We start from the raw sequence: 20,425 nt of genomic DNA, 5'->3' as shown, positions 1-20,425 counted from the left end.
CGGCCGTGCCGTGGTGCGGCCCGCCCGGAGGCGGGGTGGTGCGCCCGGCCGCGAGGCCGGGTGGAGCAGGGCCGGAGGGACTTGAACCCCCAACCGCCGGTTTTGGAGACCGGTGCTCTACCAATTGAGCTACGACCCTCGAAGACGACTTCCGAGCACGAGCGCCGACGGGGTGAAGGCATGCTTGCGCAGGGGTGGACGTCCACCAGGAGGTCCGAGCATACGGGACGGGCAGGCACCCGCCCAAACCCGCCCGGACGGGGCCAGCCTGCCCCGCACCGGCGCCCGTCGGGGTACCCGCTCGGCCTCGCCCGGGTCCTTGCGGAAGGATGGGGGCCATGACCTCCCAGCAGCGGATCTCGCACCGCATCGGCTCCATCGCGGAGTCGGCCACGCTCGCCGTGGACGCCAAGGCCAAGGCCCTCAAGGCCGCCGGGCGCCCGGTCATCGGCTTCGGCGCGGGTGAGCCGGACTTCCCGACCCCCGACTACATCGTCGCTGCGGCCATCGAGGCCTGCCGCGACCCCAAGTGGCACCGGTACACGCCGGCCGGGGGCCTGCCCGAGCTCAAGGAGGCGATCGCGGTCAAGACGCTGCGCGACTCCGGCTACCAGATCAGCGCCAGCCAGGTGCTCGTGACCAACGGCGGCAAGCAGGCGCTCTACAACGCGTTCGCCGCGCTGCTCGACCCGGGCGACGAGGCGCTGCTGCCGGCGCCGTACTGGACCACGTACCCCGAGTCGATCCGGCTCGCGGGCGGCGTGCCCGTCGACATCATGACCGACGAGACCTCGGGCTACCGCGTCACGATCGACCAGCTCGAGGCGGCGCTCACCCCGCGCACCAAGCTGCTCGTGTTCGTGTCGCCGTCCAACCCCACCGGCGCGGTCTACTCCCCCGCCGAGGTCGAGGCCATCGGCCGCTGGGCGCTGGCCAAGGGGATCTGGGTCGTCACCGACGAGATCTACGAGCACCTCGTCTACGGCGACGCCGAGTTCGCCTCGATGCCCACGCTCGTGCCCGAGCTCGCCGAGCGCTGCGTGGTCGTGAACGGTGTGGCCAAGACCTACGCCATGACGGGATGGCGGGTGGGCTGGATCGCCGGCCCCGCCGACGTCGTGAAGGCGGCCACCAACCTGCAGTCGCACGCCACCTCGAACGTCGCCAACGTGTCCCAGGTGGCTGCTCTCGCGGCGGTGTCCGGCGACCTCACCGCCGTGGCCGAGATGCGTACGGCGTTCGACCGCCGCCGCCAGGCAATCGCAGAGATCCTCGACGCGATCGACGGCGTCACCTGCCCGCTGCCCGAGGGCGCGTTCTACGTGTACCCCTCGGTCAAGGGCGTCCTCGGCCGGACGATCCGCGGCCGGCTCGCCGACTCCTCGGCCGAGCTCGCCGCGATCATCCTGGACGAGGCCGAGGTCGCCGTCGTGCCGGGCGAGGCGTTCGGCACCCCCGGCTACCTGCGCCTGTCGTACGCCCTCGGCGACGACGACCTCCGCGAGGGCGCGACCCGTATCGCGAACCTCCTCGGCCAGGCGCAGTAGCGGCACCGCGTACGACGAAGGCCCCCGACCGTGCAGGTCGGGGGCCTTCGTCGTGGTCGCTCAGCCGAGGAGCTTGGCCTTGGCGGCCGCGAACTCCTCGTCCGAGAGGATGCCCGCGTCCTTGAGCGAGGCGAGCTTGGTGAGCTCCGCCACGACGTCGACCCCGCCCGCCGGCGCCGCCGGCGCCGCCGGGGCGGCCGCTACCGCCGCCTGCTGGGCCGCTTGGGCAGCGAGCGCAGCCTGGACCTGCGCGTCGACCTGCGCCTGCTGCGCGGCGGCTGCCTCCTGAGCGCGGTACTGCTCGAGCTCGGCCTCGTCCGCAGCAGATGCCTGCTGCTCCTGCGCCTTGCCCATCTGGCGCCGCTGCACGCGGCCGCTCACCGCCGTGGCGGTACCGGCCACGACCGCGGTCCGTGCGGCCATGCCTACGAGTCCGGGGCGTCCCATGCGTCGCATGTCAGTTCCTCTCTCAGCTCTCGTCGGCCGCGAGCACGGCCTCCACGTCGGCGGCGGCGATGCGCTCCATGGCCACCAGGGTGCCTCCGTTGGCGCGGATCGCCGCGGCCGTGCGGATGGCCCAGGTGTTCTCCCAAGCGAGCATCAGGATCGCGCTGTCGTTCGGCATCTCGGCGATCACCGAGGTGGCGTCGTCCTCCCCGATGAGCCCCGGGATGTCGCCCTGCAGGGCGACGAGGTCAGGGAGGCCGTCGCCGTCGATGTCGGTGATCTCGGCGAGCGTGACGGTGCCGTCCTCGGCCTTGTGGACCATGATCGCGTCCAGCAGGCGGACGGTGCCCGCGCGCACGAGGTCGGCGATCGCCTCGGCAACTGCTCCGTTGAACTTCGGCTCGTCGAACGCGATGACCGCGACGTCGACCGAGCCGACCGGCTTCAGTGCTGCGTCAACCATGACGCGTCTCCCCTCTGGGGCGCCCCCACGGGCGCCGTACCCACGAAACCTAGCCGCCCCCACCACCCGGAGTCAGCCCGAACCGGAGTTGCGGCGGGATCGTTGCCCGTCAGCCGTCCAGGGAGCAGCCGACCAGCACCGGCTCGGGCTCGAGAGTGACTCCGAACCGGTCGCGTACGCCGTCCCGCACCACCCGGGCGAGCGCCAGCACATCGTCGGTACGGGCAGCGCCGCGGTTGGTGAGGGCGAGGGTGTGCTTGGTCGACAGCGTGGCCGGGCCGTCGCCGTACCCCTTGGCGAAACCCGCGTGCTCGATCAGCCAGGCGGCGCTCGTCTTGACCCGGTCGCCGTCGGCGGGCCACCGCGGGGCGTCTGCCGGGAGCCGTGCCGCGTCGTCGGCCGCGAGCAGCGGGTTGGTGAAGAACGAGCCCGCGCTCCACGTGTCGTGGTCGGCGGCGTCGAGCACCATGCCCTTGCTGCGGCGCAGGTCCAGGACGGCGGCGCGCACGTCCGCCAGCGGCGCGCGCGCACCGACCTCGACGCCGAGGCTTCGCGCGAGCTCGGCGTAGGCGATCGGGGTGCCCGTGCCCGAGTGCCCCAGCTGGAAGGTCACGTCGAGCACGAGGTGGTGGCCGGGCTCCTGCTTGAGCAGGCTCGTGCGGTAGCCGAGCCCGAGGTCCGCGTGCATGAAGGTGCGCTGCACCCCAGCGATGCGGTCGAAGGTGCGCACCCGGGCGAGCGAGGAGCCCACTTCCTGGCCGTAGGCGCCGACGTTCTGCACCGGCGTCGCGCCGACCGACCCGGGGATGCCCGACAGGCATTCGATCCCGGCCCACTCCTCGGCCACGGCGCGCTGCACGAAGGAGTCCCACTCCTCGCCCGCGGCGACCGTGACGTAGGCGCCGCCGCAGAGGTCGGACTCGACCGCCACGCCCGTCGTACGGACGAGCACCACCGTGCCGGGGTAGCCGGAGTCGGCCACGACGAGGTTGCTGCCGCCGGCCACGACCAGGGCGGGCAGGCCCGAGGCGTCGGCCTCGCGGACGGCGTCGACGAGCGTGCGCTCGTCCTCGGCCACGACGAGGCGGGCGGCGGGACCGCCCAGCCGGAGCGTGGTGAGGTCGGCGAGCGTGGTCACGGCGTCGAGCCTAGGCGGGTTCGCGCCGGGCTCAGGCGAGACGGACGACGGCCTGGGCCTTGCCCAGCACCGTCGCGCCGTCGTACACGGCGGTGAGGTCGACCCGCACGGTGCCGTCGTCGCGCTTCTCGCCCACGACGCCGCTGATCTCGACCGTGGCTCCCTGGTCGTCGTTGGGGACGACGACCGGCCGGGTGAAGCGCACGCCGTACTCGAGGACCGCCCCCGGGTCGCCGACCCAGTCGGTGACGACGCGGCCGGCGGTGGCCATGGTGAGCATCCCGTGGGCGATGACGTCGGGCAGGCCCACGGCCTTGGCGAACGTCTCGTTCCAGTGGATCGGGTTGAAGTCGCCCGAGGCGCCGGCGTACATGACGAGGTTGACCCGCTGGAGCCGGGCGGTGATCGACGGCAGGGCGTCGCCCACCTCGACGTCGGACCACGCGACGGTGGTGGCCATCAGGACTCCCCTCCTGTGCCGCGGGCGACCGTGACGGTCCACGCGGAGCAGATCGGGTCGCCGTCGACGGTCGCGATGTCCGAGCGCGTCGTGAGGATGTCGTTGCCCGCGGCGACGCGGATGTTCTCGATCGTGGTGGTCGCGGTGACCTCGTCCCCCGCGCGCAACGGCCGCGTGTAGGCGAAGCGCTGCTCGCCGTGCACCACCCGGCTGTAGTCGAGCCCGAGGCCCGGGTCGAAGACCGCGGCGGCCATCGCCCGCATGGCGAGGGTGAAGGCGAAGGTCGGCGGGGCGACGACGTCCGGGTGCCCGAGGGCCTGGGCGTGCGCGACATCGTGGTACGCCGGGTTCATGTCGCCGATGGCGATCGCGAACTCGCGCAGCTTCTCTCGGCCCACCTGGTACGGCGGGCTCGGCGGGTAGACCTTGCCGAGGTAGTCCTGGTTGAGCGCCACGGTCACATGCCTCCGAGCTGTCCGCCGGTCACGGGGATGGTGACACCGGAAACGAAGTCGGCGTCGCTGGACACGAGGAATGCGTGCACGTTGGCGATGTCCTCGGGGACGCCGAGGCGGCCCATCGCGATGAGCATCAGCGACATGTCGCGCATCTGCTGCGGGATGCCGAGGTCGCTGGAGTCGGTCTTGGCCTGGGTCAGGCGCGTCTCGATGAAGCCGGGGGCCACCGCGTTGACGTTGATGCCGAACGGGCCGAGCTCCCGCGCGAGGGTCTTGGTGGTGGCGATGAGCGCGCCCTTGGCCGCCGTGTAGTTGTACTGGCCCGGGTTGCCCATGAGCGCGGCGACCGAGGAGGTGAACACGATCTTGCGGTTGTAGGCCACCTTGCCGTCGGCCGCGATCTCGGCCTTGGCGACCTCGCGCAGGTAGGGCATCGCCGCGAGGGTCGTGTGGAACGCCGTACGCAGGTTGACGTCGAGGACGAAGTCGAAGATCTCGTCGGTCATGCCGTGGAACATCTTGTCTCGGGTGATGCCGGCGTTGTTGACGACGATGTCGAGCTTGCCGAAGCCGTCGACCGCTGCCTTCGTCAGACCGTGGGCCTGCTCGAGCTCGACGGTGTCGGCCACGTGCAGCAGGGCGGAGCCGCCGGCCGCCTCGATGAGCGAGACCGTCTCCGCGGCGGGCTCCGCGTCGATGTCGTTGACCACGACCGAGGCGCCGTCGGCCGCCAGCCGCAGCGCTGTGGCCCGGCCGATGCCGCGTCCTGCGCCGGTCACGATCGCGACGCGGTCGTCGAGTCGTCCCACGATGCACCCCTTCGTCCGTCGCCGGCCGTCCGGCGTCCCGCCCGCGACGCTAGCCCACGGCCCCCCGAGGTGCACCGGGCCTGGCCGACCTTGGACGAGTTGCCCGGAAACGTCAGGACGGCCGCCCCCGGAGGGTGCGGCCGTCCTGACGACGTGTGTGGGGCGCGAGGCCCACCCGGCTAGCGGGTCTCCTTGTGCACCGTGTGCTTGTTGCACTTGGGGCAGTGCTTGTTCATCTCCAGGCGATCCGGGTCGTTGCGCCGGTTCTTCTTGGTGATGTAGTTGCGGTCCTTGCACTCCTGGCAGGCCAGGGTGATCTTCGGGCGGACGTCGCTCTTGGCCACGGGAGTGCCTTTCGGGTCTGTCGTTCGTACGTACGGTGGTAGCGGAGGCCGGACTTGAACCGGCGACACAGCGATTATGAGCCGCTTGCTCTGCCAGGCTGAGCTACTCCGCCGAGGTTCGGCCCCGCCCCCGGGTGGGACGGGTCCGCTGTTTCCGAGCCCCCATACGGAATCGAACCGTAGACCTTCTCCTTACCATGGAGACGCTCTGCCGACTGAGCTATGGGGGCGTAGAGCCTGAGCAGCGTACCCGGTGGCCCTGGGTTCCTCCAAAACGGGCAGCAGCCCGCCTCCGCCCGGGACGCGCACCGGTCTCCGTCGGGTGAGGATGGGGGCATGAGCCCCTGGACCGCCGCAGACATCCCCGACCTCTCCGGTCGCCGCGCCCTCGTCACCGGGGCGAACTCCGGCATCGGCTACGTCACCGCTCTCGAGCTCGCGCGCCACGGCGCCGACGTGCTCCTCGGCGTCCGCGACGCCGGCCGCGGCGAGGACGCCCGCGCCCGGATCGCGGCGGCCGTGGGAACCTCCGCCGGGAGCGTCGCGGTCGTGCCCCTCGACCTGGCCGACCTCGCCTCGGTGCGCGCCTGCGCCGAGACGGTGGGGGCCGACCCCCTGCACCTGCTCGTCAACAACGCCGGCGTCATGGCCATCCCGCGTCGCGAGACCGCGGACGGGTTCGAGATGCAGCTCGGCACGAACCACCTCGGGCACATGGCCCTCACCCTCGGCCTGCTCCCGGCGCTCGCCCGCGCCGGGTCCGTGGGGGCGGCGTCCCGGGTGGTCACCGTGTCCAGCAACGCGCACAAGATGGGCCGGATCCGCCTCGACGACCTCATGGGGCGGCAGAAGTACCAGCCCTGGGTGGCGTACGGGCAGAGCAAGCTCGCCAACCTGCTGCTCACCTTCGAGCTCCAGCACCGCCTCGACGCGGCCGGCCTGCCCGTCGGGGCGTACGCCGCCCACCCCGGCTACGCCGCCACGAACCTCCAGTCGGTCGCGCCGGCCATGAAGGGCAGCAGCCTGGGCGCCCGGTTCACCGAGCTCGGCAACCGGCTCCTCGCCCAGCCGGCCGAGATGGGGGCGCTGCCGACTCTCTACGTGGCCACCGAGCCCGGGCTCCCGCCGGCGTCGTACGCCGGACCGGACGGCTTCTTCGAGCAGCACGGCCACCCGCGGCTCGTGGGCACCACGGCCGCCGCGCGCGACACCCGCATGGCCGCCGCGCTGTGGGAGGAGTCCGAGGCCCTCGTCGGGGTCCGGTTCGACGACGTGGTGGCGGGCATCACGGCCTGAGGCCCCCGGACGGCCGTACGAACGAGAGGAGGCCCGACCCCTGAGGGGTCGGGCCTCCTGCCGTGTGGCGGGTGATGGATTCGAACCATCGAAGGCAAAGCCGACGGATTTACAGTCCGCTCCCATTGGCCGCTCGGGCAACCCGCCTTTGCCGTCCGAGGACGGCAGAGGGGAGGATACATAGGAGGCGCGGCACGGGGGAAATCCCCGGGGTGCCGCCCACCTGACCACCGCACCGAAGGGACGAACCGGCCATGGCCGACAGCAGCTTCGACATCGTCAGCAAGGTCGACCGCCAGGAGGTCGACAACGCGCTCAACCAGGCGGCGAAGGAGCTCTCGCAGCGGTTCGACTTCAAGAACACGAGCACCACGATCGAGTGGAAGGGCGAGCTCGCGGTCGAGATCACCTCCTCCACCGAGGAGCGCGCCGCAGCCGCCCTCGAGGTCTTCCGCGACAAGCTCGTCAAGCGCCAGCTCTCGCTGAAGTCGCTCAAGGCCGATGACCCCCGCTCCTCGGGCAAGGAGTACAAGATCTCGATGACCTTCCAGGCCGGCATCAACCAGGAGCAGGCCAAGAAGCTCGGCAAGCTCATCCGCGACGAGGGCCCCAAGACGGTCAAGGCGCAGGTCATGGGCGAGGAGCTCCGCGTGACCTCCAAGAGCCGCGACGACCTCCAGGCCGTGCAGTCGCTCGTGCGCGACGCCGACCTCGACTTCGCCGTCCAGTTCGTGAACTACCGCTAGTCGCCGCTCCGCGCGGGCTGCCCCGCCCCGCTGTCGATCTGTGAAGCCGTCGCTTCCGGGGCCGTCGGCGGGCCGGGAGACGACGGATTCGCAGATCGAGGCCGGGGTTCTGGATGAAGGCCCCCCTCACCGCTGACCCCGGGCTGGGTCAGGCGTCGCGCTCGGCGTCGGTGGGGGCGGTGGCCTCCCAGGCGGCGAGGCGGTCGCGTTCGTGCGTGAGGTCGGTGAGCGAGGTGCCGCCGTACTCGTGCTCGGGCGACCAGTGCAATGCGTCGAACGGGCACACCTCGATGCAGATGCCGCAGTAGAGGCAGAGCGAGAAGTCGATGGCGAACCGGTCGAGCACGTTCTCGGTGCGCGGGCGGCGGTGCACCTCGTCGGCCGGGAGGGTTCCGGTGTGGCCCTCGATGTGGATGCACCAGTCGGGGCACTCGCGGGCGCACAGCATGCAGACCGTGCAGTTCTCCTCCACGAGCGTGATCACGCCGCGGCTGCGTGCGGGTACGGCGTAGCCGCCGCCGTCGGTCGCCGCCGGCGCCTGGTCCTCGCTCATGCCTGCTCCCCCCAGCCCTCGGGCACGCCGGGAGGAAGGGTGCGGCGCCGGGCGCGCCCGGTGTCGCCCGCCGGGTCCTTCTCCCCCGGCCACGGCCGGGCCACCCGCGCCGCGAGCACGAAGTCCTTGCGGAGCGGGTGCGCGCCGAGCGAGGGCCGGGTGCGGAGCGGGGAGAGGTCGTCGTTGCCGACGAAGCCGATGCCGAACATCTCGTGGGTGGCGCGCTCGTGCCAGGCCAGCCCGCGGTAGAGGTCGACCACGGTCGCCACCTCCGGCCGGTCGCGCGGCACCCGCGTCCGCAGGAGCACATGGTCGGACGCGTCCGGCGTCGACAGGTGGACGACCACGGCGAAGCCGAGCTCGAGCTCGTCGTACGCCGTCAGGACGTCGGCGTACGTCGCCCCCGCGGCAGCGGCCGCTGCGACGGCCTCGTGCCACGACAACGGCGCGACGTCGACGGTGACCGGCCCGAACCCGGGGACGACCGCGAGCACGGAGTCGCCGACGCCCGCCTGGACCGCCTCCACCACCGCGCTCACCGCGCCACCCCTGGGAGGAGGCGCAGGCCGTCGGCCAGCGCCTCGGGCCTCGGCGGGCAGCCGGGCACGTAGACGTCCACGGGGATCACCTGGTCGACGCCCTTGGTGACCGAGTACGAGTCCCAGTAGGGCCCGCCCGAGCTCGCGCAGGCGCCGAACGACAGCACCGGCGTGCCCACGGGGAGCGCGGCGTGCAGGGCGGCGAGCGCGGGCGCGAGGATGTCGGTGCAGGTGCCGGACACGACGATCACGTCCACGGCCGGGGCCACCGCATCGGCCTCGCCGAGCCCCGCGGCGCGGGCCTCCGGCCTCCGGAGGGCGGCCGCGACGAGCTCCACCGAGCAGCAGGCGAGCCCCGCGCCGGCGACGTGCAGGGCCACGACCCGGTCGTCGGCACCGTCGAGGCTCACGGTCAGCCGCAGGGGGGCTGCCGGGCCCGGCCGGCCGAGGCCGGGGAGGCCGAGCAGCACATCGCCGTCCGCCACGTCCGCCTCGCTCTCCTCGTGCTCTCGCCGCTCCTGTCGGCAGAGCCTAGGCGAGCCGGACGCGCGGCTACGCCCTCGGCGAAGATCGCGACGCGCGGTCCGGATGACGGGACCCGTGCGCGCGAAAGGGGGCATCACGCGGGAGGATGGTGCCTCGTACGACCGGGCCCGCCCGGCCGTCGTCCCAGCACCACTCCCCAGGAGCGCCGGCGCACCCGGCCGCAGCAAGGCGAGGACACCGTGGGCAAGCAAGTGGTCCAGCTCAACCGCGTCATCATCCGCTTCGCGGGTGACTCCGGCGACGGGATGCAGCTGGCCGGTGACCAGTTCACGTCGCGCACCGCGTCGTTCGGCAACGACCTGGCGACCCTGCCCGACTTCCCGGCCGAGATCCGCGCACCAGCCGGCACCATCCCCGGCGTCTCGGCCTTCCAGCTGCACTTCGCCGACCACGACATCACGACCGCGGGCGACACCCCCAACGTCCTGGTGGCCATGAACCCCGCGGCGCTCAAGGCCAACCTCAAGGACATCCCCCGCGGCGCGGACATCATCGTCAACACCGACGAGTTCACGAGCCGCAACCTCACCAAGGTCGGCTACGAGGCGAACCCCCTCGAGGACGGCTCGCTCGAGTCGTACGCGGTGCACCCGATCCCGCTGACCTCCATGACGGTCGAGGCGCTCAAGGGAATCAACATCAGCAAGAAGGAGGCCGAGCGCGCGAAGAACATGTTCGCGCTCGGCCTGCTCTCGTGGCTGTACCACCGGCCCACCGAGGGAACGCTGACGTTCCTCAAGCAGAAGTTCGCCAAGAAGCCCGACATCCTCGCCGCCAACATCACCGCCTTCGAGGCCGGCTGGTCCTACGGCGAGACCACCGAGGACTTCTCGGTGCAGTACGAGATCCAGCCCGCGCCGATGGCGACCGGCCGCTACCGCAACATGTCGGGCAACCTCGCGCTCGCCTACGGCCTCATCGCCGCCTCGCAGCGCGCGGACATCCCGCTGTTCCTCGGCTCGTACCCGATCACCCCGGCGTCGGACATCCTGCACGAGCTGAGCAAGCACAAGCGGTTCGGCGTGATGACGTTCCAGGCCGAGGACGAGATCGCCGGCATCGGCGCCGCCCTCGGGGCGTCGTACGGCGGCATGCTCGGCATCACCACGACCTCCGGCCCCGGCGTCGCGCTGAAGTCCGAGACGATCGGCCTCGCGGTGTCGCTCGAGCTGCCGCTGGTGATCGTGGACGTCCAGCGCGGCGGCCCGTCCACCGGCCTGCCGACCAAGACCGAGCAGGCAGACCTGCTGCAGGCCATGTTCGGCCGCAACGGCGAGGCCCCGGTGCCGATCGTGGCGCCGCGCTCCCCCGGCGACTGCTTCAACGCCGCGATGGAGGCGGTGCGCATCGCCATCACCTACCGCACGCCGGTGTTCCTGCTCTCGGACGGCTACGTCGCCAACGGCTCCGAGCCGTGGCGCATCCCGGACGTCGACTCGCTGCCCGACCTGCGCGTCCCGTTCGCCACCGAGCACAACCACACCAACGCCGACGGCAGCACGGAGTTCTGGCCCTACCTGCGCGACCCCGAGACGCTCGCGCGTCCGTGGGCCGTCCCGGGCACGAAGGGCCTCGAGCACCGCATCGGCGGCATTGAGAAGGCCGACGGCATCGGCAACATCTCGTACGACGCCGACAACCACGACCGCATGGTGCGGCTGCGCCAGGCGAAGGTCGACGGCATCACGGTGCCCGACCTCGAGGTCGAGGACCCGACCGGAGACGCTCGCGTGCTCCTGCTCGGGTGGGGGTCGACGTTCGGGCCTATCAACGCCGCGTGCCAGATCTCGCGCCGCGCCGGCGCCTCGGTGGCACAGGCCCACCTGCGCCACCTCAACCCGTTCCCGGCCAACACCGCCGAGGTGCTGCGCCGCTACGACAAGGTCGTCATCCCCGAGATGAACCTCGGTCAGCTCGCGCTGCTGATCCGCGGCAAGTACCTCGTGGACGCGATCGCCTACAACCAGGTGCGAGGCCTCCCGTTCAGGGCCGAGGAGCTCGCCGGAGTCATCAAGGACGTGGTCGCCAGTGTCTGAGTCCGTCGATCTGGGCTTCCCGTCGCTGAAGCTCGTCCCGAAGACGGACGGGAAGCAGTCGGCGAAGGACTTCAAGACCGACCAGGAGGTGCGCTGGTGCCCCGGGTGCGGTGACTACGCGATCCTGGCCGGCGTCCAGAGCTTCATGCCCGAGCTCGGGCTCGCCAAGGAGAACATCGTCTGGATCTCCGGCATCGGCTGCTCGAGCCGCTTCCCGTACTACATGAACACCTTCGGGATGCACTCGATCCACGGCCGTGCCCCGGCGATCGCCTCGGGCCTCGCCATGACCCGGCCCGACCTCTCGGTGTGGGTCGTCACCGGCGACGGCGACGCGCTCTCCATCGGCGGCAACCACCTCATCCACGCGCTGCGCCGCAACGTGAACCTCAAGATCCTGCTGTTCAACAACCGGATCTACGGCCTCACCAAGGGGCAGTACTCGCCGACGTCCGAGGTCGGCAAGGTCACGAAGTCGACGCCCATGGGGTCCTTGGACCACCCGTTCAACCCGGTGTCGCTCGCGATCGGTGCGGAGGCGTCGTTCGTCGCGCGCACGATCGACTCCGACCGCAAGCACCTCACCGAGACGCTGCGCCAGGCCGCGCTGCACGACGGCACGGCGCTGGTCGAGATCTACCAGAACTGCAACATCTTCAACGACGGTGCGTGGGACCCGCTGAAGGACTCCGACCACCGCGACGCGCTCACGCTGCGGCTCGAGCACGGCCAGCCCATCACGCTGGTCGACGGCACCCGCGGGGTGATCCGCAACGCCGAGGGCAGCCTCGAGGTCGCGGACGTCGCCGAGGTCGGTCTCGACGCCATCCTCGTTCACGACGCCCACCGCCCCGACCCCTCGACCGCGTTCGCGCTGTCGCGGCTGTCGGACTCGATGACGCTCGCGAACACTCCGATCGGCGTGTTCCGCGACGTGCCCCGGGCGTCGTACGACTCGATGTTCCAGGCGCAGCTCGCCACGGCCAAGGCCGGCGGCAGCGCCGACCTCGGCTCCCTGCTCGCCGGCAGCGACACGTGGGAAATCGCCTGATCCAGGCGGCACCGCCTGTCCGGAGGCCCCGACCGCACGACGGTCGGGGCCTCCCGCACGTCCGGGTGGCTGGTCGAGCCAGGGCGGGAGGCGGCGCTGGGTCGGGGGTCTCTGCCCTTCCTGCCGGACGATGCCGACCCTCCCGATGCCGGCAGCGTCTCGGCTGGCGAATGGGGAGAGCGGTGGGAGAGGCCGACGGCGTACCGTGGCCGGGCGATGAGCGACTCCCCCACCAGTGCGGCCGAGACCGAGCGCGCCAGCCACCGGCTCGGCCTGCTGTTCGGCATCGGTGCCTATGCCCTGTGGGGGCTGTTCCCGGTCTACTTCCCGCTGCTGCAGCCCGCCGCCCCCCTCGAGGTGCTGGCCGACCGGTTCTTCTGGTCGTTCGTCTTCCTCGCGCTGATCATGACGGTGACGCGCTCGTGGTCGCGGATGACCGAGGTGCTGCACAACCGACGCGTGATGCTGATGCTCGTCATCGCCACGCTGCTGATCTCGGTCAACTGGGGCGTGTACATCTGGGCGGTGTACAACGGCCGTGTCGTCGAGGCCTCGCTCGGCTACTTCATCAACCCGCTCGTCGTCGTCCTCACCGGCACGCTGCTGCTCGGCGAGCGGCTCCGACCGATGCAGTGGACGGCGGTGGGCATCGCGGCTGTCGCGGTCGCGGTGCTGACCCTCGGGTACGGCTCGGTTCCGTGGGTCGCGCTAGCGCTCGCCTCCTCGTGGGCCGGCTACGGGCTCGTGAAGAAGCTCGCCGGGGTCGACCCGGTCGCAAGCCTCACCGTGGAGACGGCCTACGGCACGCCGTTCGCCCTCGCCTTCCTCATCTGGCTCTCGGCGCAGGGCCAGCTCGTGTTCGGCCACTCGTCGACCGCCAACACCGTGCTGCTCATGATGACCGGCGTCGTGACAGCGATCCCTCTGGTGCTGTTCGGCGCGGCCACCAACCGCGTGCCGCTCTCGACGATCGGCGTGCTGCAGTACCTCACCCCGTGCCTGCAGTTCCTGCTGGGGATCTTCGTGTTCGGCGAGCAGATGCCCGCCTCGCGGTGGGTGGGCTTCGCCGTCGTCTGGGTCGCGCTCATCGTCTTCACCTGGGACAGCCTGCGCAACGGCCAGGCCAACCGCGTCGCCCGTCGGGCGGAGGAGGCCGACGGCGTGCACGAGGGCGTCACCGAGCCCGCCTGACGGCCGGTGCACGGCTGCGGCATGACAGCCTGGGCGCCTGACTCGACAGGAGTGGGGATGCGTCGACGTACGGTGCTCGCACCGGCCCTCGTGCTGGGCCTGCTCGCGTCGGGGTGCAGCGCGCTCCCCGGCCCGGCTCCGAGGCCGACGGCCGTGGTGAGCACGTCGTCGGCCGACCCGTACGGCGTCGGATCGGTCCCCTGGCCGGCGGACGACGACGCCGCAGCCCAGTGGCTCGCGCGGATGCCCGCAGAGGTCGAGGGCCTCGCCAAGGTGTCCAGCGACGAGCCCGGCGCCGGGTTCGACTTCGTGGTCTACCGCTCCGGCGCCGAGGACGACGACCGGAGCGTCGCCTGGTTCGACGGAGGGGGCCTCGAGGGCCTGCTCGGGGTGCTCGACCTCGACGACGGAGCGCAGCCCTGCGAGGGCTGGGAGTCGTCGCCGTCGATCGCCGTGCTCGCCGGCCAGGCGGGGGACGAGCTGGGAACCGCGATCCGCGCGCTGCCCGAGACGCTGCCGGAGGCCGTGCCCTGGTGGTCGTGCACGTTCACCCATGACGAGCTCGGGGAGCCGCTGGACCCGGCCGACTGGGAGTGGTTCGCGACCTGGGTGTCCGGCGACCGCTCGTTCACCGTCTCGACCGGGGACGAGGCCGAGCGCGACGCCCTCGTCCGGGCCGCCGTCCAGGCCGCCGCCGGGTGAGGGCTCGAGCTACTGCCCGAAGTGGGGTGTTGAGCTCGTCGAAAGCCCCACTTCGGGCAGTAGCTCGCGGAAGGTCAGGCGGAGCGGTCGACGACGACGTCGCACATCATCGAGAGGGCGTCGGTGGCCGGGCCGGCCGGCAGGGCGGCGAGCTCGGCACGGGCGGACTCCGCCCACGACACGAGCTCGGCGCGGGCCTCGACCATGGCCGGCGAGCTGCGCAGCAGGCCCAGGGCCTCGGCGTGCAGGTCGTCGTCCACGAGCGGCTCCGCGAGCAGCTCGCGCAGGCGGGCGCCCTCGGGGTCGGTGCCGCGCAGGGCGAGCAGCACGGGCAACGTGCGGATGCCCTCGCGCAGGTCGGTGCCGGGAGTCTTGCCCGACTCCTCCGACTCGCTCGCGATGTCGAGCAGGTCGTCCGAGAGCTGGAACGCGACGCCGAACTTCTCGCCGTACGCCGAGATCGCGTGCGCCACGGACTGCGGGGCACCCGAGGTCATCGCGCCCATGCGCCCGGCCGCCGCGATGAGCGAGCCCGTCTTGCCGGCCAGCACCTCGAGGTGGTGGACGACGGGGTCCTCGCCCTCCGCCGGGCCGACCGTCTCGCGGATCTGACCGGTGCACAGGCGCTCGAACGTGCGCGCCTGCAGGCGCACGATGTCGGTGCCGAGGTCGGCCGCGATGTCAGCCGCGCGGGCGAACAGGAAGTCGCCGGTCAGGATCGCGACGGTGTTGTCCCAGCGCGCGTTGGCGCTCGGGGCACCCCGGCGCAGCTTCGCCTCGTCCATCACGTCGTCGTGGTAGAGCGTGGCCAGGTGCGTGAGCTCGGCGACGACCGCGCCCGGCACGTTGCCCGGGGCGTCGGCATCGCCGTACTGCGCCGCCACGAGTGCGAGCAGCGGGCGGAAGCGCTTGCCGCCCGCGCTCACCAGGTGGCTCGAGGCCTCGGTGACGAACGGGTACTCGCTCGTCACAGCCCTGCGCAGCGCGACCTCGACGTCGTCGAGCCCCGTGCGCAGGCGGTCGGCGAGGGCGTCGTCGACGTGCGAGAGCCCGAACGGAAGGGCCTCGGTCACGCGGAACGCCTCCTGGTCATCGTGGTACGGCGGATCAGCGGACGAACACGCCGGCCTGGTCGACGAGCTGCAGCACGATCTGCGGCAGCACGCCGATCACGAGCGTGATCGCGACGGTGATGGTGATGGCGAACGTGGTGAAGCTGCTGGGGATGACCACGCTAGCGCCGCCGTCCGCAGGCGGCTCGTTGAAGAACATGAGCACGATGACGCGGATGTAGAAGAACGCCGCGACCGCGCTCGCCACGACACCCACGATGACGACCGGCGTGGCACCTCCCGCGATGCCCGCGGTGAAGACCGCGAACTTTCCGGTGAAGCCGCTGGTGAGCGGGATGCCCGCGAAGGCCAGGAGGAACAGCGCGAACGCGCTGGCCACCAAGGGCGACTTCTTCCCGAGACCGGCCCAGGACGACAGATGCGTCGCCTCTCCGGTGGCGTCCCGGACGAGGGTGATGATGGCGAACGCGCCGACCGTGGCCACGCCGTAGGCCAGGAGGTAGACCATCGTGCCGGCGAGGCCCGCGGCGCTCGTGGCGAGGACGCCGACGAGCATGAAGCCCGCCTGCGCGACCGACGAGTAGGCGAGCATGCGCTTGATGTCGGTCTGGGTGAGCGCGAAGATCGTGCCGACGATCATGGTGAGAGCGGCGATCACGTACATCACCGGGCGCCAGTCCCAGCGGATGCCGCCGAGGGCGACGTACATGACGCGGAGCAGCGCACCGAACGCCGCCACCTTGGTGCAGGCGGCCATGAAGCCGGTGATGGACGTGGGCGAGCCCTGGTAGACGTCCGGGGTCCACTGGTGGAACGGCGCGGCGCCGATCTTGAACAGCAGACCGACCATCAGCAGCGCGGTGCCGGCGATCACGAGACCGCTCTGACCTGCCGAGGCCGTCAGCGCGTTCGCGATGCCCCTGAGCTCGACGGTGCCGGCGAAGCCGTACAGCAGCGCGGTGCCGTAGAGGAAGAACGCCGAGGAGAACGCGCCGAGCACGAAGTACTTCAGCGAGGCCTCCTGCGACAGCAGGCGACGGCGACGGGCGAGACCCGCGAGCACGTAGAGCGGGAGCGAGAGCACCTCGAGCGCCACGAACATCGTGAGCAGGTCGGTCGACGCCGGGAACAGCAGCATGCCGCCGACGCTGAAGAGGAACAGCGGCCACACCTCGGTCTGGAACCAGCCGAGGCGCGTGAACTCCTGCTCCTCCTCCGATCCGGGGAGTGCCGAGGCGCGAGGGGCGAAGGCGTCGCCCGCCGGGTCGACCTGCCGCTCGGCCATCACCAGGGCGGCGATGAAGGCGAGGACCAGGATCGATCCCTGCATGAACAGCGTGGGACCGTCGACGGCGACCGAGCCCTCCGCGACGATCGCCCGCGTGCCGCGCGCGAGCACGACGAACACGAAGGCCGCGACGAGCGTTGCGAACGTCAGCGTGAGCTGGACCGGCCGACGAAGCCGCTGCGGCAGGAACGCCTCGAGCAGGACCGACACGACCGCGCCGCCGAGCACCATCAGGATCGGTGCGAGCGCCGCGTACTCGATCGTGGGGACCTCGAAGGACCCCGTGGCGGCGAGGATGGCGCTCACGGCTGTGCCCCTTCTGCGACCGGTGCCACCAGGGGCGCCGGGTCGGTGGCGTCGACGGCGATCATCACGCGGTCGACAGCCGGATTGATGACGTCGAGCACGGGCTTCGGGTAGAAGCCCAGCGCGACGATGACGACCAGCAGCGGGGCGATCGCGACGACCTCACGGCCCCGCAGGTCGCCGACCCTCTCCTTGACGATCTCGGGCGGCTCGCCCGTCATCGTCCGCTGGTACATGAGCAGGATGTAGAGCGCGGCGAGCACGATGCCGAGAGTGGCCACGACGCCGATCCACGGGTAGCGCTCGAACGTGCCCTGCAGCACCAGGAACTCGCTCACGAAGCTCGACAGGCCGGGGAGCGCCAGCGACGACAGGCCCGCGACGAGGAAGGTGCCCGCGAGGACGGGGGCCACCTTCTGGACGCCGCCGAAGTCGTCGATGAGGCGCGAGCCGCGGCGGCTGATGAGGAAGCCGCCGATGAGGAAGAGCGCCGCCGTCGAGAACCCGTGGTTGACCATGTACAGCGCCGAGCCGCTCTGGCCGCGCGAGGTCATGACGAAGATGCCGAGCGCGATGAAGCCGAAGTGCGACACCGACGTGTAGGCGATGAGGCGCTTGATGTCCTGCTGGCCGATGGCGAGGAGCGCGCCGTAGATGATGCCGATCACCGCGAGCGCGATGACGAGCGGCGTCGCCCAGGTGGACGCCTCGGGGAACAGCTCGAGGCAGTAGCGCAGCATGCCGAACGTGCCGACCTTGTCGAGCACGCCGACGAGGAGCACCGCGGTGCCCGGGGTCGACTCCGCAGCAGCGTCCGGCAGCCAGGTGTGGAACGGCACGAGCGGGGCCTTGATCGCGAACGCGATGAAGAAGCCGACGAACAGCCACTTCTGCGTGTCCGGGTCGATCGTGAGGCCGGCGAGCGCCGTGAAGTCGAAGGTGCCGGTGCCGAGCTGCTCGGCGGACACGACGTACAGGCCGATCAGCGAGGCCAGCATGAGCAGGCCGCCGAAGAGGCTGTACAGCAGGAACTTCACCGCGGCGTAGTTGCGGCGCGGGCCGCCGTACCGGCCGATCAGGAAGTAGACCGGCACGAGCATGGCCTCGAAGAACACGTAGAACAGGAAGACGTCGGTGGCTGCGAAGACACCGATCATCGCCGCCTCGAGCACCAGGATCAGCGCGACGTAGCCCTTGACCGAGCCGCGGGCTCCGTCGGCGTCGTCCCAGCCGGCGAGCAGCACCACGGGGACGAGGCAGGTGGAGAGCGCGACGAGCACGAGCGCGATGCCGTCGAGGCCCATCGCGAAGTTCACACCGAACGACGGGATCCAGGAGTACGAGAACCCGAGCTGGAAGTCGGCCGCCATGGAGGCGTCGAACTTCAGCGCGGCCGCGATCGTGATGAGGAACGTCAGCAGCGAGAACCCGATGCCGACCTGCTTGGCCAGCGTGGGGTTGCTCCTGGGGAGCAGCATGACCACCGCCGCGCCGACGAGCGGCGCGAGGAACAGCACGAGGAGCCAGTTGAAGGTCATGGCTACAGCCTCACCAGGACGAGGGCGAAGACCACGAGAGCGGCACCGCCGAGCATGGACAGCGCGTACGAGCGCGTGAAGCCCGTCTGCAGGCGCCTCGACCGGCCGGAGAGACCGCCGATCGTCGCCGCGACGCCGTTGACGACGCCGTCGACCACGCGGTTGTCGAACCAGACCAGCCACCGGGTGAGGTACTGGCCCGGGCGCATGAACACCGCCTCGTTGAACGCGTCGCCGTAGAGGTCGGCGCGGGCGGCGCGTGTCAGCACGTTGCCCGCGGGCGCCACGACCGGGACGGACCGGCGGGCGTAGAGCACCCAGCCGAGCACGGCGCCGACGACCACCACGGCGAGCGTCACGAACGTGAGGACCGCGATCGGCACCGGGAGGACGGGCTCCTCGAACGGCAGCACCGGCTCGAGCCAGTGCTCGATCGTGTTGTTGAAGGCGAGCAGGAAGCCGCCGACGGTCGAGAGGAACGCCAGCACCGCGATCGGGCCGGTCATGATGCCGGGCGACTCGTGCGGGTGCGCGTCGTCCTCCCAGCGGGCCTTCCCGAAGAAGGTCATCGCCACGAGGCGGGTCATGTAGAACGCCGTGATGCCCGCGCCGAGCAGCGTGACCAGGCCCGTGAGCGTGTTCGCGGAGAACGCCGCCTCGATGATCTTGTCCTTGGAGAAGAAGCCTGCGAACGGCGGGATGCCGAGGATGGCGAGGTAGCCGGCCATGAACGTGATCCAGGTGACCACCATGACCGCACGGAGCCCGCCGTACCTGCGCATGTTCACGTTGTCGTTCATGCCGTGCATGACCGAGCCCGCACCGAGGAACATCGTGGCCTTGAAGAAGCCGTGCGTGAGCAGGTGGAAGATCGCGAACACGTAGCCGACCGGGCCGAGACCCGCGGCCAGCACCATGTAGCCGATCTGGCTCATCGTCGATCCGGCGAGGGCCTTCTTGATGTCGTCCTTCGCCGACCCGATCACCGCACCCATGAGGAGCGTGATCGCACCGATGATCACCACGGCGGTCTGCGCGGTCGGGGCGGCGTCGAAGATCGCGTTCGAGCGCGCGATCAGGTAGACGCCGGCGGTGACCATCGTCGCCGCGTGGATGAGGGCCGAGACCGGGGTCGGGCCCTCCATCGCGTCGAGCAGCCACGACTGCAGCGGGAACTGCGCCGACTTGCCGCACGCCGCGAGCAGGAGGGCGAGGCCGATCCAGGTCAGCTGCGACTCGCTCGCGCTCGCCGCGTTGGTGAGGACGCCGTCGAACGTGACCGATCCGAAGGTGACGAACATCAGCATCACGGCGAGCGACAGGCCGACGTCGCCGACGCGGTTGACGACGAAGGCCTTCTTCGACGCGACGGCCGCGGAGTCCTTGTAGAACCAGAAGCCGATCAGCAGGTACGACGCGAGACCGACGCCCTCCCACCCGACGTAGAGGAGGAGGTAGTTGTTCGCGAGGACGAGCAGGAGCATCGACGCGACGAACAGGTTGAGGTAGGCGAAGAAGCGACGACGGTCGTGGTCGTGGCTCATGTAGCCGACGGAGTAGATGTGGATCAACGTGCCGACCCCGGTGATCAGCAGCACGAAGGTCATCGACAGCTGGTCGACACGCAGGTCGAACGGCACGTTGAACGTGCCGACCGCGATCCAGTCGAAGAGGTGCTGGGTGATCGTGCGGTCCTCCGGGCTCCGGCCGAGCATGCCGAAGAAGATGAGGACGGCGACGACGAACGAGCCGCCGGACATGAGCACGCCGAGCCAGTGGCCCCAGCGGTCGGTGCGCCGACCGCCGAGCAGGAGCACGGCGGCTCCCAGCAACGGCAGCCCGACGAGCAGCCAGGTCAGCGCGAACACCCCGCTCGCCTCGGTCGCTGTGGCGA

At 71.1% G+C, this 20,425-nt stretch carries 21 protein-coding genes and 4 tRNA genes; 7 read left to right on the top strand and 18 right to left on the bottom strand.

The window, feature by feature from the left end:
- Positions 1 to 66: 66 nt before the first annotated feature.
- Positions 67 to 139 (bottom strand) — tRNA-Trp (locus tag ACFQGU_RS04715).
- Positions 140 to 329: 190 nt separating this feature from the next.
- Between ACFQGU_RS04715 and ACFQGU_RS04710 the strand changes: the two genes are divergently transcribed.
- Positions 330 to 1,547: a pyridoxal phosphate-dependent aminotransferase gene (locus tag ACFQGU_RS04710; RefSeq protein ID WP_386764232.1), complete on the top strand. Its 1,218-nt coding sequence runs from the start codon at positions 330 to 332 to the stop codon at positions 1,545 to 1,547.
- 60 nt (positions 1,548 to 1,607) lie between these two features.
- Here the strand turns inward: ACFQGU_RS04710 and ACFQGU_RS04705 are convergent, their stop codons facing one another.
- The 9 genes from ACFQGU_RS04705 to ACFQGU_RS04665 form a co-directional block, all read right to left on the bottom strand.
- On the bottom strand, positions 1,608 to 1,994 hold the full coding sequence (locus ACFQGU_RS04705; RefSeq protein ID WP_386768152.1) for an SHOCT domain-containing protein: 387 nt from the start codon (positions 1,992 to 1,994) through the stop codon (positions 1,608 to 1,610).
- A gap of 22 nt (positions 1,995 to 2,016) precedes the next feature.
- Positions 2,017 to 2,457: a DUF6325 family protein gene (locus tag ACFQGU_RS04700; RefSeq protein WP_386764230.1), complete on the bottom strand. Its 441-nt coding sequence runs from the start codon at positions 2,455 to 2,457 to the stop codon at positions 2,017 to 2,019.
- 109 nt (positions 2,458 to 2,566) lie between these two features.
- Complete coding sequence (locus ACFQGU_RS04695; protein ID WP_386764228.1) at positions 2,567 to 3,595, bottom strand: UDP-N-acetylmuramate dehydrogenase; 1,029 nt, start codon at positions 3,593 to 3,595, stop codon at positions 2,567 to 2,569.
- Between the two features lie 31 nt (positions 3,596 to 3,626).
- Entirely contained in the window at positions 3,627 to 4,055 is a 429-nt protein-coding gene (locus ACFQGU_RS04690) for a MaoC family dehydratase (RefSeq protein ID WP_386764226.1), read from the bottom strand.
- The gene (locus ACFQGU_RS04685; protein ID WP_386764224.1) at positions 4,055 to 4,510 is read right to left on the bottom strand and encodes an FAS1-like dehydratase domain-containing protein; all 456 of its coding nucleotides are present in this window, start codon (positions 4,508 to 4,510) and stop codon (positions 4,055 to 4,057) included. The genes ACFQGU_RS04690 and ACFQGU_RS04685 overlap by 1 nt, the downstream gene beginning before the upstream one ends.
- Positions 4,511 to 4,512: 2 nt before the next feature.
- Positions 4,513 to 5,322: an SDR family NAD(P)-dependent oxidoreductase gene (locus ACFQGU_RS04680; RefSeq protein WP_386764222.1), complete on the bottom strand. Its 810-nt coding sequence runs from the start codon at positions 5,320 to 5,322 to the stop codon at positions 4,513 to 4,515.
- 179 nt (positions 5,323 to 5,501) lie between these two features.
- Positions 5,502 to 5,666: a 50S ribosomal protein L33 gene (rpmG, locus tag ACFQGU_RS04675; protein WP_386764220.1), complete on the bottom strand. Its 165-nt coding sequence runs from the start codon at positions 5,664 to 5,666 to the stop codon at positions 5,502 to 5,504.
- A gap of 36 nt (positions 5,667 to 5,702) precedes the next feature.
- A tRNA-Met gene (locus tag ACFQGU_RS04670) sits at positions 5,703 to 5,779 on the bottom strand.
- 44 nt (positions 5,780 to 5,823) lie between these two features.
- Positions 5,824 to 5,896, bottom strand: a tRNA-Thr gene (locus ACFQGU_RS04665).
- A gap of 106 nt (positions 5,897 to 6,002) precedes the next feature.
- Here ACFQGU_RS04665 and ACFQGU_RS04660 point away from each other — a divergent pair.
- Positions 6,003 to 6,962 (top strand): oxidoreductase, encoded by a 960-nt coding sequence (locus tag ACFQGU_RS04660; protein WP_386764218.1) that lies wholly within the window; start codon positions 6,003 to 6,005, stop codon positions 6,960 to 6,962.
- A gap of 65 nt (positions 6,963 to 7,027) precedes the next feature.
- On the opposite strand, the gene ACFQGU_RS04655 is transcribed toward ACFQGU_RS04660, so the two are convergent.
- Positions 7,028 to 7,109: transfer RNA gene (locus tag ACFQGU_RS04655), tRNA-Tyr, on the bottom strand.
- Between the two features lie 107 nt (positions 7,110 to 7,216).
- Here ACFQGU_RS04655 and ACFQGU_RS04650 point away from each other — a divergent pair.
- A complete protein-coding gene (locus ACFQGU_RS04650) occupies positions 7,217 to 7,708 on the top strand; it encodes a YajQ family cyclic di-GMP-binding protein (RefSeq protein WP_386764216.1) in 492 nt (163 codons plus the stop codon).
- A gap of 148 nt (positions 7,709 to 7,856) precedes the next feature.
- On the opposite strand, the gene ACFQGU_RS04645 is transcribed toward ACFQGU_RS04650, so the two are convergent.
- Genes ACFQGU_RS04645 through ACFQGU_RS04635 form a run of 3 tightly spaced genes read right to left on the bottom strand, consistent with a single transcriptional unit; the run spans position 7,857 to position 9,285 of the window.
- Positions 7,857 to 8,261, bottom strand: coding sequence for a 4Fe-4S binding protein (locus tag ACFQGU_RS04645; RefSeq protein WP_386764214.1), 405 nt, complete (start codon positions 8,259 to 8,261; stop codon positions 7,857 to 7,859).
- Entirely contained in the window at positions 8,258 to 8,800 is a 543-nt protein-coding gene (locus tag ACFQGU_RS04640; RefSeq protein ID WP_386764212.1) for an NADH-quinone oxidoreductase subunit C, read from the bottom strand. Before ACFQGU_RS04640 ends, ACFQGU_RS04645 begins: the two co-directional genes overlap by 4 nt.
- On the bottom strand, positions 8,797 to 9,285 hold the full coding sequence (locus ACFQGU_RS04635) for an NADH-quinone oxidoreductase subunit B (RefSeq protein WP_386764210.1): 489 nt from the start codon (positions 9,283 to 9,285) through the stop codon (positions 8,797 to 8,799). Before ACFQGU_RS04635 ends, ACFQGU_RS04640 begins: the two co-directional genes overlap by 4 nt.
- A 240-nt stretch (positions 9,286 to 9,525) precedes the next feature.
- On the opposite strand from ACFQGU_RS04635, the gene ACFQGU_RS04630 reads away from it, so the two are divergent.
- The 4 genes from ACFQGU_RS04630 (at position 9,526) to ACFQGU_RS04615 (ending at position 14,326) form a co-directional block, all read left to right on the top strand.
- Complete coding sequence (locus ACFQGU_RS04630) at positions 9,526 to 11,382, top strand: 2-oxoacid:acceptor oxidoreductase subunit alpha (protein WP_386764208.1); 1,857 nt, start codon at positions 9,526 to 9,528, stop codon at positions 11,380 to 11,382.
- Complete coding sequence (locus ACFQGU_RS04625; protein ID WP_386764206.1) at positions 11,375 to 12,433, top strand: 2-oxoacid:ferredoxin oxidoreductase subunit beta; 1,059 nt, start codon at positions 11,375 to 11,377, stop codon at positions 12,431 to 12,433. Before ACFQGU_RS04630 ends, ACFQGU_RS04625 begins: the two co-directional genes overlap by 8 nt.
- A 216-nt stretch (positions 12,434 to 12,649) precedes the next feature.
- Positions 12,650 to 13,624 carry an EamA family transporter RarD gene (rarD, locus tag ACFQGU_RS04620; RefSeq protein ID WP_386764204.1) on the top strand — a complete coding sequence of 325 codons (975 nt, stop codon included), beginning with the start codon at positions 12,650 to 12,652 and terminating at the stop codon, positions 13,622 to 13,624.
- Positions 13,625 to 13,681: 57 nt separating this feature from the next.
- Positions 13,682 to 14,326, top strand: a complete 645-nt coding sequence (locus tag ACFQGU_RS04615; protein WP_386764202.1) for a hypothetical protein — start codon at positions 13,682 to 13,684, stop codon at positions 14,324 to 14,326.
- Between the two features lie 74 nt (positions 14,327 to 14,400).
- On the opposite strand, the gene ACFQGU_RS04610 is transcribed toward ACFQGU_RS04615, so the two are convergent.
- Genes ACFQGU_RS04610 through nuoL form a run of 4 tightly spaced genes read right to left on the bottom strand, consistent with a single transcriptional unit; the run spans position 14,401 to position 20,399 of the window.
- On the bottom strand, positions 14,401 to 15,399 hold the full coding sequence (locus tag ACFQGU_RS04610) for a polyprenyl synthetase family protein (RefSeq protein ID WP_386764200.1): 999 nt from the start codon (positions 15,397 to 15,399) through the stop codon (positions 14,401 to 14,403).
- A gap of 34 nt (positions 15,400 to 15,433) precedes the next feature.
- Positions 15,434 to 16,993, bottom strand: coding sequence for an NADH-quinone oxidoreductase subunit NuoN (nuoN, locus tag ACFQGU_RS04605; RefSeq protein WP_386764198.1), 1,560 nt, complete (start codon positions 16,991 to 16,993; stop codon positions 15,434 to 15,436).
- A complete protein-coding gene (locus ACFQGU_RS04600) occupies positions 16,990 to 18,531 on the bottom strand; it encodes an NADH-quinone oxidoreductase subunit M (protein ID WP_386764196.1) in 1,542 nt (513 codons plus the stop codon). The genes nuoN and ACFQGU_RS04600 overlap by 4 nt, the downstream gene beginning before the upstream one ends.
- Before the next feature lie 2 nt (positions 18,532 to 18,533).
- Positions 18,534 to 20,399 carry an NADH-quinone oxidoreductase subunit L gene (nuoL, locus tag ACFQGU_RS04595; RefSeq protein WP_386768150.1) on the bottom strand — a complete coding sequence of 622 codons (1,866 nt, stop codon included), beginning with the start codon at positions 20,397 to 20,399 and terminating at the stop codon, positions 18,534 to 18,536.
- Between the last annotated feature and the right edge of the window lie 26 nt (positions 20,400 to 20,425).

This window comes from Longivirga aurantiaca, from assembly GCF_042660085.1.
Classification (GTDB): domain Bacteria; phylum Actinomycetota; class Actinomycetes; order S36-B12; family CAIYMF01; genus Longivirga; species Longivirga aurantiaca.
This window is presented reverse-complemented; position numbering and strand designations above follow the sequence as displayed.